Annotated in this window: 11 protein-coding genes; 8 read left to right on the top strand and 3 right to left on the bottom strand. The window is 63.2% G+C overall.

What is annotated here, in order from left to right:
* Positions 1 to 17: 17 nt before the first annotated feature.
* Positions 18 to 1,283: a M20 family metallopeptidase gene (locus BUA69_RS07355; RefSeq protein ID WP_046135448.1), complete on the bottom strand. Its 1,266-nt coding sequence runs from the start codon at positions 1,281 to 1,283 to the stop codon at positions 18 to 20.
* Complete coding sequence (locus BUA69_RS07350) at positions 1,280 to 2,494, bottom strand: ROK family transcriptional regulator (protein WP_046135447.1); 1,215 nt, start codon at positions 2,492 to 2,494, stop codon at positions 1,280 to 1,282. The genes BUA69_RS07355 and BUA69_RS07350 overlap by 4 nt, the downstream gene beginning before the upstream one ends.
* A gap of 229 nt (positions 2,495 to 2,723) precedes the next feature.
* On the opposite strand from BUA69_RS07350, the gene BUA69_RS07345 reads away from it, so the two are divergent.
* The 7 genes from BUA69_RS07345 to phnE (BUA69_RS07315) all read left to right on the top strand — a co-directional run bounded on the left by BUA69_RS07345 (position 2,724) and on the right by phnE (BUA69_RS07315) (position 12,533).
* On the top strand, positions 2,724 to 3,653 hold the full coding sequence (locus BUA69_RS07345) for an MYG1 family protein (protein WP_046135446.1): 930 nt from the start codon (positions 2,724 to 2,726) through the stop codon (positions 3,651 to 3,653).
* A gap of 164 nt (positions 3,654 to 3,817) precedes the next feature.
* Positions 3,818 to 4,978, top strand: coding sequence for an efflux RND transporter periplasmic adaptor subunit (locus BUA69_RS07340; RefSeq protein ID WP_244468760.1), 1,161 nt, complete (start codon positions 3,818 to 3,820; stop codon positions 4,976 to 4,978).
* An 11-nt stretch (positions 4,979 to 4,989) separates the two neighbouring features.
* A complete protein-coding gene (locus BUA69_RS07335) occupies positions 4,990 to 8,103 on the top strand; it encodes an efflux RND transporter permease subunit (protein ID WP_046135444.1) in 3,114 nt (1,037 codons plus the stop codon).
* 176 nt (positions 8,104 to 8,279) lie between these two features.
* A complete protein-coding gene (gene phnC, locus BUA69_RS07330) occupies positions 8,280 to 9,098 on the top strand; it encodes a phosphonate ABC transporter ATP-binding protein (RefSeq protein WP_046135443.1) in 819 nt (272 codons plus the stop codon).
* A 65-nt stretch (positions 9,099 to 9,163) separates the two neighbouring features.
* Positions 9,164 to 10,069: a phosphonate ABC transporter substrate-binding protein gene (phnD, locus tag BUA69_RS07325; protein ID WP_046135442.1), complete on the top strand. Its 906-nt coding sequence runs from the start codon at positions 9,164 to 9,166 to the stop codon at positions 10,067 to 10,069.
* A 137-nt stretch (positions 10,070 to 10,206) separates the two neighbouring features.
* A complete protein-coding gene (gene phnE, locus BUA69_RS07320) occupies positions 10,207 to 11,178 on the top strand; it encodes a phosphonate ABC transporter, permease protein PhnE (RefSeq protein ID WP_046135441.1) in 972 nt (323 codons plus the stop codon).
* Between the two features lie 8 nt (positions 11,179 to 11,186).
* Positions 11,187 to 12,533, top strand: a complete 1,347-nt coding sequence (gene phnE, locus BUA69_RS07315) for a phosphonate ABC transporter, permease protein PhnE (RefSeq protein WP_046135440.1) — start codon at positions 11,187 to 11,189, stop codon at positions 12,531 to 12,533.
* 13 nt (positions 12,534 to 12,546) lie between these two features.
* Here the strand turns inward: phnE (BUA69_RS07315) and BUA69_RS07310 are convergent, their stop codons facing one another.
* Positions 12,547 to 12,945 carry a winged helix-turn-helix domain-containing protein gene (locus BUA69_RS07310; protein ID WP_052950573.1) on the bottom strand — a complete coding sequence of 133 codons (399 nt, stop codon included), beginning with the start codon at positions 12,943 to 12,945 and terminating at the stop codon, positions 12,547 to 12,549.
* A 246-nt stretch (positions 12,946 to 13,191) separates the two neighbouring features.
* On the opposite strand from BUA69_RS07310, the gene BUA69_RS07305 reads away from it, so the two are divergent.
* Positions 13,192 to 14,214, top strand: coding sequence for a PstS family phosphate ABC transporter substrate-binding protein (locus tag BUA69_RS07305; RefSeq protein ID WP_046135439.1), 1,023 nt, complete (start codon positions 13,192 to 13,194; stop codon positions 14,212 to 14,214).
* Positions 14,215 to 14,256: the final 42 nt, after the last annotated feature.

The following is a 14,256-nucleotide window of genomic DNA, read 5'->3' as shown; positions in this document are numbered from 1 at the left end:
CCTTGAAGTGCAGTTCCCTAGATCTCGTCTTCGACGCCGCAATAGAGGGCGATGAAGCAGGCGAAGGCCACGATGCCAGCGAGGTATTCCTCGACGCTGACGCGTTCCTCAAACGTGTGGCAGTTGCGGATGTCGCCCGGCGCGCAATAAACCGCCGGGATGCCCAGGCGATTGACCAGGAACGGGCTTTCCGACCAGAACGGCGCCCCCTCGAGCGCTCCGCGTCCCGGCATGGCGGCGGCAACGGCCTGGCTGAGCTGGGTCACCGCCGGATGGGTCATGTCGACTTCGGCAGCGGTGCCACCAAGCGGATGGTCGCGGCCGGCCGGGTAGGTGATCGAAACGGTAATGGCGGGGTCAGCGATGGCGCCGCGAATCACGGCTTCAAGCTCGGCTGCGGCAGCATCCAGTGATTCTCCGGGCAGCAGCTTGCGGATCAGCGAGAGCGTGCAGGCCTCCGGCACGGCGATAAAGCCACCGCCCTGCAGAGTCGTGATCAGCAGGAAGCCGCGGCCGACCAGATCATGCTCGGCGCGGGCCGAAACATCATCCGAATGTGCCCACAGCGCCGTCATGATGGCGTGGCTGGCCTTGAGCGCGTCGTGACCGAGTTCGGGGACGCCGAAATAGGCGGATTTTCCCGTGACCGCGATGTCGGCGATCAGGAAGCCAATCTGGGCGGGATAGACCGCCAGGCGGGTGGGTTCGACATAGACGCAGAAATCGGGCCGCGCGATAGTGCCGGCCTCGATGCGGCCGACATAATCCTTGATGCCGGCCGAGATGCCGCTCCCGGGCTGTCCGCTTTCTTCGTCACCGACAAAGGCCAGGGCCACGTCCCCTTTGAGGCGAATCCCGGCGCGGTCCAGCAACGACAGGGCGGCGAGGCTGGTGCAGATGCCGGCCTTGAGGTCTCCGGCACCGCGCCCCCAGATGTGACCGTCGATGATCGGGGCAGCGAACGGATCTTGGCGGGGGTCTCCGGCCCAGTGCTCATGCCAGCCGTCGACATGGACGGTATCGGTATGGCCGATGAATTGCAGGCGCGGGCCGCCGCCGCCGCCGGCCCGGTGACCCCAGACATTGGGGCGGCCGGGCGCGAATTCGGCGGTCTCGACGGCAGTAAGGCCGCGCTGCTGCATTTCGTCCTGCAGATAGCCAACCATATTGGCTTCGTTGCCGGTGATGCTGTTCTTGCCAATGGCGCCCCGTAGCAAGGCGATGGCATCGTCCCGATCAAGGGCGGCCTGCAGACGCGCCTGGAGTGCGGGCAGGGGACTCACAGCAACACCTCACGCATCGAGACGGCGTTGGCAGGGGGCAGAGAAATCCGCGATTCCGGGGAATCGGCGCCAAATAGTGCATTGTGCAGGTGGCTGAGACCGATGGCGGCGGCGCCAACCAGCGCTGCGTGATTGCCAAGGACGCTGGCCTCGACCTGTACTGTGTAGGGGAAGCACAGCGGCAGCACCTGGCGAACGCGCTCGACCAGCTCTGGCCGGGCGCCAATCGAGCCGCCCAGGATGACCTTTTCCGGGTTGGCTATGGCCGCAATTGCGCCAATGCCACGGGCGAGATAGCGCGCCGTCTCATCCAGTACCGTGGCGGCATTGGAATCGCCGGTATTGGCACGTTCGAAAATGGCAGGGACGGTGGCGTCGTGCCCGGCCAGCTCGCGATAACGCGCGACAATGCCGAGGGAGGCGACCTTGCGCTCATAGGCGCCAGCGCGCAGCGATTCCGGTTCAAACGGATCAGCGCCAAACGGGAGGAAGCCCAGCTCGCCCGCCGCATTGCTGGCGCCGCGAACCAGTTGGCCATTGAGCATGAGCCCGCTGCCGACGCCGGTGCCCAGGGCGATGAAGGCCAGATTGTCGATGCCCTGGCCGGCGCCGAGCCAGCTTTCTCCGAGCACGGCCAGATTGACGTCGTTTTCCAGCATGACGTCGAAGCCAAGAGCGGTTTCCAGGGACCCGGCGACGTCCATCTGATCGAATCCGGCAATGTTGGGCGCCAGGAGCACGCGGCCCGTATCTGCCTGGGGCGCACCGGGCGCCCCCACGACGGCGATGCGCAGCTTCTCGCGTGGCACGCCGCCTTTTTCCGCTACTCGCCAGCACAGCGATGCGATCTGCTCGACAATGGCCTGTCCGCCGCCGGGATGGGTGGGCTCACTGTCCTCGGCAAAGACATGGCTCGACAGGTCGCATACAGCGACCCGTACCTTGGTTCCCCCCAGATCGACAGCGACGATATAGGCTGCCGATGGGATCAGCTCATAGGTCACGGCCGTCCGCCCGACATGTCCGCTGGTGCGGCCGGTCTCGCGAACCCAGCCCTCATCCTCGAGTTGGCGAACGATCTCGGAAATAGTCTGTTTGGAGAGCCCGGTCTGCTTGGCAATCGAGGCGCGCGAAACCGGACCGCCCTGCACGATGGCTTCCATGACAGAGCGCAGTGAAAACTGACGCGAGATTCGAATGGCCTGGCTCACACGGTCTGTCCTAATTAGTTCGGTGACTGACCGAACTATTGAATGCAACACGATGAATGTCAAGCCGGGGTCATTTCCGATAACTCAGTGCCCGGGGCCTGGCCTGCAGCTCATTGGCAAGTCCGGGCAGGTCTGGCTTGGAAATTGCGGGTTGAGGCGACGGGCAGCAATGGGTATCTGGGGGGCGACACCAAGCGGAGCATCCGCGAGCAACAGGGCGTATTAGGGCATGAATCCAGATTTCCTCGTCACCCATTCCGGTGGCTTCCATGCCGATGAATTGCTGTCCAGCGTCATCCTGACCCGGTTATTTCCACAGGCGCGGATTGTCCGCAGCCGGGCGCCGGAGTGGATTACAGCCGGGACGGACCGGATCATTTATGATGTGGGTGGCGCCTATGACGCGGCGGCGCAGATCTTTGACCACCACCAGCGCGGCGCGCCCCTGCGCGATGACGGGCAGCCCTATTCCTCGTTCGGCTTGATCTGGAAGCACTACGGCCGGGCTTACCTTGTCGCCTCGGGGCTGCCGGGGGCCCACATCGAACTGGTCCATACTTCGTTCGATGCGGGCTTCGTGCTGCCGATCGATCTGGTGGACAATGGGGCGCTCAGCCCATCGATTGCCGGACCTCTGGCAGGGCTGACATTGCCAGCCTTGCTGGAAACGCTCAAACCGGTGTTTGACGAGACCGATCCGGCCGCAGAAGACGAGGCGTTCCAGATGGCGCTGACGATTGCCCGCAGCTTTGTCGAGGCGCGGGTCGCCCGGAGCGCAGCAAAGCTCCGGGCGGAGAGCTTGGTGGAGCAGGCCATTATCGATGCCGGGCCGGCGCGCGTTCTGGAGCTGCCCATGGGCATGCCATTCCGTCCCGCCATCATTAAGGCGGGTGCCGATCACCTGCTGTTCGTAGTGCACCCGCGCGACAAGGATTGGTGCCTGGCGACAATCCGCAGCGCCGATGAGGGGTTTGAGGTTCGTGCCGATCTGCCAGCGGCCTGGGCCGGCCTGACCAATGGTGATCTCGAGCTGGCAAGTGGCGTTGTTGGGGCCAGCTTCTGTCACAATGGCCGCTTCATTGCCGCCGCCAAAACTCGCGAAGCTGCGCTGGCAATGGCAGGGTTGGCGGTCGTGGAGGCCGAGGCCGCCGGCAGCTAACGCGCTGGCGGCTGCTGCGGCCGCCTTGTGAGCCCACAGCTGCGTGACCTTACCGTATTGTAATGTGCGGCGAGGTTCGGCGCTGTTAGGATTTGTCGGTGTTCGTCGGTTCGCCGGCCCTTTTGCATTGCTAATCTGAGGTTCCGCGCTTGATACGGCAGTTCGTGGCGTCCCTTGTTGTTCTGGCTGCGGCAGCTGCCGCCTGGATCTTCTTTGTCCCCGGTTCGACCGCCACACTGGCCAATTACGGGATCGCGCTGCCTTTCGGCGCTCCCGCGCCAGAGAAGGCGCGACCCGCTGGGCGGCCGGCTGGTGGCGTGGGTGCCCGCCCGGGCGGGGCAGGGCGGCAGACCAACGTCGTGACCACCCCGGTGACGCTTGCCACCATCAATGCCACCCTCAACGCGATCGGCGAAGGCACTGCATCGCGGTCGGTGACGGTGTCGTCGCCGGTCGGGGGTAATCTGGCGGAGGTGCTGGTGCGCCCCGGCCAGGTGGTCGCTGTTGGCGATATCATTGCGCGGCTGGATTCCGATGCCGAGCAGATTGCCTATGATCGTGCCAAGCTGGCAGCCGATGATGCGAGCGCCACATTGGCCCGGACGGAAGGTCTGGCCAGCTCAAGCCTGGTGGCCACAACTGCGTTGACGGCAGCCCAATTGGCGGCTGCCAATGCCGATCTGGAACTGCGCAATGCCCAGGTGGCGCTGGCACGCCGCACCATGACCAGCCCCATTGCCGGGACGGTCGGCCTGATCCGGGTGACGCCCGGCAATTATGTGACGGCGCAGACCACAGTCACCACCATCGACGATACGTCCTCGATCCTCGTCGACTTCTGGGTGCCCGAACGCTACGCGGCAACCATTGCCCCTGGAGCTCCGGTCACGGTAACGGCGGTTGCACTGCCTGGCCGCAGCTTTGCCGGTGAGGTCAGCGCCATCGATAACCGGATCGAGCCGGCCAGCAGAACGCTGCAGGTGCAGGCGGAAATTCCCAATGCCGACCGCGCCCTGCGCGCCGGCATGTCGTTTTCGGTGGCACTCAATTTTCCCGGCGAGCAGTATCCCACGGTCAACCCGCTGGCCATCCTGTGGTCGGCGGCGGGCTCGTATGTCTGGAAATATGATGCCGGAAAAGCCACGCGCGTGATGGCAGAAATCGTGCAGCGCAATAGCGATGGCGTGCTGGTGCGGGGGGATCTGCGGCCGGGTGATGCAATCATTACCGAAGGTATCCTGCAGCTCAGCGAAGGCGCCGACGTTGCCCTGCTCGATGGGCCGGATGGCAACCCGGATCAAGCCGAACCCACCGCCGCAAACTAAAGGACAATTCCATGTCGATTGCCCAAAAGAACGAACGCGGTGGCAGCCTGGCGGCGCTGTTCGTGCGTCGGCCGGTGCTGGCGGTGGTGATCAATGCGATGATCGTGGTCGCCGGACTGGCTGCCTTGCTGGGCGTGGAAGTACGTGAACTGCCCAGCGTCGAGCGGCCGGTAATTTCGATATCGACCAGTTTCCCGGGGGCGGCGGCGGAAACCATCGATCGCGAAGTCACCGCGGTGGTCGAAGGGGCGGTGGCGCGGGTGCAGGGCGTCACCGGGATTTCGTCCAGCTCGTTCAATGGACAGAGCCGGGTAACGCTGGAGTTCTCCGACGGCGTCAACCTCGATGTCGCCACCTCGGACGTGCGCGATGCGCTGAGCCGCACCACGCGCAGTTTGCCGGATGGCGTTGAAACGCCAACCATCTTCAAAGCCGATAGCGACGCGCAGGCGGTGATCCAGCTGGCCGTGACTTCCGATACCATGTCGGTGGCCGAACTCAGCGCGCTGGTCGATGATGTGATCTCGGAACGGCTCGGTGCGGTGGATGGGGTAGCGGAAGTTCAGGTCTATGGCACCCGCAACACGGCGTTCGAGGTGGATGTCGATCCGCTCAAGCTGGCCAGCCTTGGGCTGACCGTGGCCGATGTGCGCACCGCGCTGTCCACCATCGCCTTCGATACGCCGGCTGGCTCGATCAACGGGCCGAACCAGAACATTACTGTGCGGGCGATTTCGGAGGTGACGACTCCCGCCGATTTCGAGGCGATTATCATCAAGGACCGCACGCTTTTGGGCGATGTGGCGACGGTGGTGTTCGATGCAGCGGCCAGCACGTCGTCGCTGCGCTCCGATGGCAAGCCGGGCATCGGGCTGGGCATCGTGCGGCAGGCGCAGTCCAATACGATCGAGATATCGAAAGGGATTCACGCCGCTGTCGAGACGCTGAACGAAACGTTGCCCGAAGGGGTCACGATCAAGGTGTCGAGCGATGATGCCGTATTCATCGACGGTGCCCTGCATGAGGTCCAGATTGCACTGATCGTGTCGCTGGTCGTGGTGGTGGGGATCATCTTTTTATTCCTGCTCGATTGGCGCGCCACAATTGTGCCAGCGCTGGCCATGCCGATTGCGCTGCTCGGGGCCGTAGCCGGCATCTATCTGGCAGGGTTCTCGCTCAACATCATCACGCTGCTGGCGCTGGTTCTGGCGACCGGGCTGGTGGTGGACGATGCCATCGTGGTGCTGGAAAATATCGTGCGCCGCAAAAATATGGGCGCCGGGCCACGCGCTGCGGCGGTGTTGGGCACGCAGGAAGTGTTCTTTGCGGTGGTCGCAACTACGCTGACCCTGGCCGCGGTGTTCATTCCACTGTCGTTCCTCAGCGGTCAAACCGGGCGGCTGTTCCGCGAGTTCGGCTTTACCCTGGCCATCGCCGTGTTGCTGAGCTCCGTGGTGGCCTTATCGATGGGGCCAATGTTGGCCTCGCGCCTGCTCAAGACGAGCAATCGCTCGCAGCACCGGGGCGTATTCCGTGCCGTCGGGAGCAAGTTTGCGACGGCCTACAGGGTGACGCTGAAGCTGGCGCTGGCCAATCCTTTTGTCGTGGTGCTGGTCGCGCTGTTGTTCGCCGGGTCGTCCTATTTCGTCTATGGCCAGCTGCGCCAGGAAATCACCCCCCCCGAGGATCGCTCGCAGATACAGTTGCGTATCCAGGCGCCCAATACGGTGAGCCTCGACTATATCCGCACCCAATTGACCCGGGTCGAAGCCATGCTGCAGCCATTTGTCGACAGTGGTGAGGTGCGCTCGATCTTCGTCCTGTCGGGCTGGGGCAGTGGAGGTTGGTTGACCCTGACACTGGCACCCTGGGGCGAGCGGGAGCGCAGCCAGCAGCAGATCGCCAATGATATCAATGTGCTGATGGCGCAGGTGCCCGGCGTGCGCGCATCGGTCGGGCAAGGCAATAGTCTGGGCATTCGCGGCGGCGGTTCCGGCCTGCAATTCGCGGTGGTCGGTTCGGACTATACGGTGCTGGCTGATACCGCCAACCAGATTTCAGAACTGCTGCAGGACGATGGACGGTTCGGGCGGGTGACGGTCAATTTCGACACCACCCAGCCTCAGCTTACCCTGACGGTCGACCGGACCAAGGCCGACGCGCTTGGAATCGATATCAATGGCCTCGCCACCACCATGCAGGCGATGATCGACGGCAGCGATATCGGCACCGTGTTCATCAATGATTCCAGCTATACGGTGCGGATGATCTCGACCAGCAATCCGGTCAATGATCCGCGCGATCTCGAGAGTCTGTTCGTCAAGACCGGCGACGGCCGTTATGTGCCGATGTCGACCATTGCCACTATCGTTGAAGCTGCGGTGCCGCCCTCGTTGCGCCGGGAGCAACAGCGACGCGCGGTGCCGGTGACGGCCAGCCTGGATGATGGGCTGGCCCTGGGGGATGCCTATTACCAGATGCTGGAGCTGGCCCGGCCGATCCTGCCCGAAGGCACGTCGATCGTTCCGCTGGCCGAAGCCAAGACCCTGGGCGAAGCCAGCAATGGGCTATTCATCACTTTCGGTTTCGCACTCGTGATCATCCTGCTGGTGTTGGCGGCGCAGTTCGAAAGCGTGTGGAGCGCTGTCATTGTGATGACCACCGTGCCTTTTGGGGTGGCGGCAGCGCTCTACGCATTGCTGGCAACAGGGGGCAGTCTCAACATTTTCAGCCAGATTGGGCTGGTGCTGGTGGTGGGGATCATGGCCAAGAACGGCATCCTGATCGTCGAGTTTGCCAATCAGCTGCGCGACAAGGGATTATCGGTGCCTGAGGCGATCGAGCAGGCGTCCAACATCCGGTTGCGGCCGGTGATGATGACGATGATCGCCACAATCCTGGGGGGATTGCCGCTCGTGCTGGCCAGCGGCGCCGGCGCCGAGGCGCGGTCGGCGCTCGGCTGGGTCATGGTTGGGGGGCTGAGCTTTGCTGCGATCTCAACGCTGTATCTGACCCCGGTGGCCTATCTGCTGCTGGCCCGGTTCTCCAAGCCAAAGGCCGCGGAAGAGGCCCGGTTGGAGCGGGAACTGGACGCGGCAAACGCGGCGCCAGAGCCAGCCGAATAGGCGAGTACGCTCACTCCTGGGCGATAGGCAGCCGCAGCCGGTATGGGCGGATCTGGCCGAGGTCGCGGTGCCGCCGCCGGCGCGGCGCCTTCATCAATCTGTCATGGCGACGACATCATAGCTTCACCCCGGCACCATAGGCATCGCTCCCATTAGTCTGGGCCTGGGAGCAATCCATGCTGCGTATCATGAATGTGTCGAGGCGTTTCGGCGACAAGCTCGCCGTGAACGGCGTAAGCCTGGACATCCCACAGGGGCAGATGGTTGGGATCATCGGGCGCTCAGGCGCCGGCAAATCAACCCTGTTGCGCATGATCAACCGCCTTGCCGATGTTTCCTCGGGCCATATGGAGTGCGATGGCGTTCGCACCTCCGAGCTGCGCGGTCAGGCGCTGCGAAGCTGGCAGCGGGACTGCGCCATGATCTTCCAGCAATTCAACCTGGTGCCGCGCCTCGATGTGATCACCAATGTGATGCTCGGCCGGCTCAACGGGCGCAACCCGCTGCTCAATCTGCTGGGCCTGTTTAGTGGGGACGAGCAGCTCGCCGCCCTCAAGGCGTTGGAGCGGCTCGACATCGCGCCGACGGCGATGCAGTGGGCGCAGACCCTGTCGGGCGGCCAGCAGCAGCGTGTCGCGATTGCGCGCGCGCTTATGCAAAATCCCAAAATGATCCTGGCCGACGAGCCCATCGCCAGCCTCGATCCGCGTAATGCGCAGATCGTGATGGACAGCCTGCGCGACATCAATGCCGACGGCATTACCGTGATTACCAACCTGCATACCCTGGACACCGCGCGCGCCTATTGCGAGCGCATCGTCGGCATGGCGGCAGGCAAGGTGGTGTTCGACGGCACGCCGGACGAACTGACCACCGACGTGGCGCGCACCATCTATGGCGCCGATGGTTTGAAGGAAGCTTTTTCGGAAGCGCTGACTTCGACGTCGATATCGCCCCTCTCAATCAAATCCCCGGTTGCCAGCACGGCACCGTAACGACGTTCCGCGGCCCGCATCTGTCGGGTCTGCCGACCAACCCGCGTCACCAAAGGAAGATATTCATGACCGCGATCCGCACGATCCTGCTGGCCTCCGTGGCCTTGACCATGACTACTGCCGTCTTCGCGCAGGACAATGTCCTGCGTATTGGCCTTCTCGGCGGCGAGAACGAGGCCGACCGCCTGCGTGATAACCAGTGCCTGGTCGACCTGATGAAGGCCGAACTCGGCTTTTCGGATGTGCAGCTGTTCCCGGCCGCCGACTATAATGGCGTGATTCAGGGTCTTTTGGGCGGCACGCTCGACTATGCCGAGCTGGGCGCCTCTGCCTATGCCGCGATCTATCTGCAGGACCCGAATGCGGTCGAGCCGATCCTGACCACCGAACAGACTGACGGCGCCACCGGTTATTATTCGGTGATGCTGGCCCGCAAGGACAGCGGCATCACGACCCTGGAAGACATGAAGGGCAAGAAGCTCGGCTTCGCCGATCCGGACTCCACTTCGGGCTATCTGATCCCGGTCGTGGCCCTGCCCAACGATATCGGCATGCCCGTTGCGGAATACTTTTCCGAAACCGGTTTTGGCGGCGGCCACGAGAACAACGTTCTCGCCGTGCTGGACGGCCAGTTCGACGCCGGCGTGACCTGGGGGTCGGGTGTGGGCGAGTTCATGGAGGGCTACACTTCGGGCAATATCCGCTCGATGGTCGACAAGGGCATGCTCGACATGGAGGACGTGGTGGAAGTGTGGAAGTCGCCGCTGATCCCGAACGGTCCCATCGTGCTGCGCTCGAGCCTGGACCAGGGCACAAAGGACAAGATCGAAGCATTCCTCAAGGCCTTGCCGGAAACCAATTACGACTGCTTCCGCGCCGCCCAGGCCGGTGATTACAACGGCTATGTCGAGGTCGATCCGAGCTTCTACCAGCCCGTGATCGACGCCCGCAAGGCGACTATCGGCGGCTAAGCACGACCAACCCAGACGCGGTGTCGCCCCGGCGCAAGCCGGGGGGCAACCCGAGGTTCCTTCTGCCATCTGCGGGCCGGCAGTCTTTGAATGGACGCCGGCCGGCCCCGGAACGACACCGCGAATTTTGCACGAGGATGCGCATGGCCGACATCAGCCAGACCCAAGCCATGACCGCGGCGACCCAGACCATCCACCGCCACTACCAGCGACTGCTGGCCACGCGGCGGCTATATTCGCTGCTGGCCTTGGCTGGCGTCCTGGTGGTGCTGGTGTTCGCGCTGCTCTTTGCCAATGATGCCAGCTCGGGCAAGTTCATCGAGCGGCTGCCCTATCTTTTCGACTTCATCAAGAATTTCGTCCCCGACGATCCGTTCGAAATCGTTCGCGCCATGTTCGACCTGCCTTCGCCCTATGCCGATGGCTCGTTCAAATATGACTACGAGGTCGGCCGCCATTACCTGTTCGGCACCGGCCTTTACGCGCCTGAATATTTCTACGAAATGCTGGTGACGCTCAATATTGCCTTCGCCTCGACGCTGATCGGTGGGCTCTTTGCCTTTCTGTTCTGTTTTCTGGCGGCTTCCAATCTGGGTGTGGCCAGGCCGCTGCGCTGGGGCATCCGCCGCCTGCTCGAGCTGATGCGCGCTTTCCCCGAAATCGTGCTGGCCGGCATGATGGCGGCGGTGCTGTCGCTGGGGCCGATCGCGGCCATCTTTGCCGTATCCGTGCATACGGTTGGCGCTCTGGGCAAGATGTTCTTCGAGGTGGTGGAGAACGCGGACATGAAGCCCGATGACGGGTTGCGGGCCGTGGGCGCCAACTGGTTCGAGCGCGTGCGTTTCGCCATTGTGCCGCAGGTCATGCCAAACTTCGTCTCCTACTTCCTGTTGCGCACCGAGATCAATGTGCGCGCCTCCACCATTATCGGGGCCGTCGGCGGCGGCGGTATCGGGGAAGTGTTCCGCCAATCCATCGGTCGCGACCACGCCGCCAAGACCTACGCCATCGTTATCCTCCTGTTCCTGACCATCGTGGCGATCGACCAGCTCTCGGGCTGGTTGCGCCGCCGCCTGGTCGGCAACGCCGCCTTTCAGTTCGGAGCCTAGGAGCCGCCATGTCCGCGATCACGCTGTCCGAGCAGGAACGCCACCGTCTGCGCCGCGCTCACCCCGAGGTTTTCCACCGCCGCCCGTGGCAGCGCTGGGGCGGGCTGTTGCTGGTCGCCGGAGCGCTTGGCTACCTGATCTACTGCTGGAGCTTTTTCGATATCGGGACCAAGCTTGGGCAGGGCAAATGGGAGCGTGCCGGCATCTATATGGCCGATTGGGTGAGCTGGGAGGCGCAGCCGCGCTTCCGCTTCCAGCCCGACGGATCGATTGCGATCGAACATCAGCGCTTTTCGCCTCTGGGCGAGAATCCTGATCCTGATTGGATGACCGTATTGCCGGACGGGCGCAAGCAGGTCACCTTCGGATCAGCAGACGATCGCATCGAAATTGCCACGACCGACGTCGTCGCGGTGCTCGATGGGGTCGCCTACGACATCGTCTTTGACGGCGACGCAGCGGTGTTGCCGGAGGATGCCCCTGCCACGATGACCGAGAAGAACGGGCGCGTCACGGTGAGTTTCGGCTTTGCCGGCAGCGCCGAGATCAGGTCGACGCAGGTGCTGGTGCGTCGGCGCTTCCTTGGCTGGGAGAATTTCTGGTTCGACACGACGTCGCCCTTCTGGGGGATGGGCCTGCCGGCTGTGTGGTCGAGCGTGACCTCAAGCGAGCGGATCGACCCAGCCCAGTCCAATCTGTCATTGGCCTGGAATGAATTCCTGACCAATTCGGAATGGCAGCATGGGGATGTTTTCAACAAGCTGGCGCAGACGATCGTCATGGCGTTCGTCGGAACGCTCTTTGCGGCCTTGCTGGCTTTCCCCCTGGCCTTCATTGCGGCGCGGAACGTGACGAATTCCAAGCCCGCCAACTGGATGACCAAGCGCTTGTTCGACTTCACGCGCTCGGTCGACATGCTGATCTGGGCCCTGGTGTTCACGCGGGGCTTCGGCCCCGGCCCACTGGCCGGCATCGCGGCGATTTTTGTTACCGACACCGGGACGTTCGGGAAGCTGTATTCGGAGGCTATCGAGAACATCGATGACAAGCAGCGCGAAGGTATCCGCTCGGTGGGCGCCAGCACTGTGGAGGTCAATCGGTTCGGTATCGTGCCGCAGATCGCGCCGGTGGTCATTTCCCAGACGCTGTATTTCTGGGAGGCCAATATCCGCGGCGCCACGATCATCGGCGCTGTCGGCGCCGGTGGCATCGGGCTGAAACTGCTGGAAGCGATGCGGACCAATCAGGACTGGGAGAACGTCGCCTACATGGTTCTGCTTATCCTGTGCGTCGTCTTCGTGTTCGACACTATATCAAGTGCCCTGCGGTCCAGGCTCATCGGCAAGTCACACTAGCGATCCAGTCGGTTCATGTGATCATGTATCCGCGCCCCCGAACGGTGCGGATCGCCGGGGCACGCCCTCCAACGGTGAGGGCGAGTTTCAGCCGCGCCACCTGAACGTCAACAGCACGAAGGCTTGACGTGTTCTGCCTGGAAACCGCATCGAGGAGTTCCTCCCTGGAGAAGACCTCGCCGGGCTTGCGCGCCAGTGTTTCCAACAGCCGAAACTCGCCCGGCGTCAGGTGCAATCTGCGACCGCGGCGAGTAACCCTGCGAGCGTCGCGATCGAGCTCAATGTCGCCCACGACCGAGACGATTGCATGAGCGGGGGGATGGAGCCGGCGGATCAGGCCGGTGACGCCGAGCGCCCGGCACAATTGCGTGCGCAGTGCCTCATCGGCCTCTAACAGGATCGCAGTCTTCATGGTTTGTCTCAGGTGAAATGCCGCAACGCCCCCCGAACGCGTACCGTCACACAAAACCATGACGGTTGCATAACATGAGTTGTTTCTGGAAAACGCGCGTTATTTCAGCAAGTTGCCTTGTCGCATCGCTGTCACCGAAGTGCATTAAAACCGTCATCGAGCGGCAATATGGTCCCCCACGTACAGGCGGCCCGGAGAAGCCGGATTGGCTGACCGACCTGAAATGCATTCCGAAAGGGAAACCCAATGAAAACTGCACTCTTTGCCAGCGCTGCCGTGATCGCGCTTGCCGCATTCGGCACCACTGCTGCTTTCGCCCAGTCGCGTGACACCATTCAGATCGCGGGCTCCTCGACCGTCCTGCCATTCGCCTCGATCGTCGCCGAAGAGTTCGGCGCCACGTTCCCCGAGTTCAAGACCCCGGTCGTCGGTTCGGGTGGCACGGGCGGCGGGCTGAAGCAGTTCTGCTCGGGCGTCGGCGAATCCACCATCGACATCGCCAATGCATCGCGGGCGATGAAGGCCGGTGAGCGCGAAGCTTGTGTCGCTGCTGGCGTCACCGATATCCGTGAAATCCAGTTCGGCTTCGACGGCATCGTGTTTGCCTCGGCCGCCACTGGCCCGGACTTCGCCCTGACCCCGGTTCAGGTGTTCAAGGCGATCGCCGCCAAGGTGCCGGTCGATGGCGAACTGGTCGATAATCCCTATGTGAACTGGTCCGATATCGACGCCAGCCTGCCGGCCCAGCCGATCCAGCTCGCGATCCCCGGCTCCAACCACGGCACCCGTGAAGTGTTCCAGGAAAAGGTCGTCACCGCCGGCGCCGAGGAAGCTGGTCTTCCTGAAGGCCTGTCGGATGAAGACAAGCTCGCCGTCGAAACCACCTTCCGTCAGGACGTCGTGGTCGAGATCGCTGGCGACTACACCGAGACCCTGGCGCGTCTGACCTCGAACCCCAACACCGTTGGCGTGTTCGGCCTGTCGTTCTACGACCAGAACAAGGACACCCTCAAGGTTGCCACCGTCGACGGTGTGGTTCCGAGCCTCGAGACCGTTGCTGCCGGCGAATATCCGGTGTCGCGCCCGCTGTTCTTCTACGTCAAGGGCCAGCACATCGGCACCATTCCTGGCCTCGAAGAATATGTTCAGTTCTTCCTGTCCGACTCGATCTCGGGCAATGGCGGCACGCTTGAAGCAGCTGGCCTGATCCCGCAGCCGTCCGAAAAGACCGCCGAGGTCCTCGCCGCCTTCGAAGCCGGCGCCCAGTAAACTGTTCTATCGGGCCGCGCCTTCGGGCGCGGCCTTTCCGCC

Source organism: Devosia limi DSM 17137 (assembly GCF_900128975.1).
Taxonomy (GTDB): Bacteria; Pseudomonadota; Alphaproteobacteria; order Rhizobiales; family Devosiaceae; genus Devosia; species Devosia limi.
The sequence above is the reverse complement of the archived record's forward strand: the minus strand, read 5'-3'. Positions and strand labels throughout refer to the sequence as shown.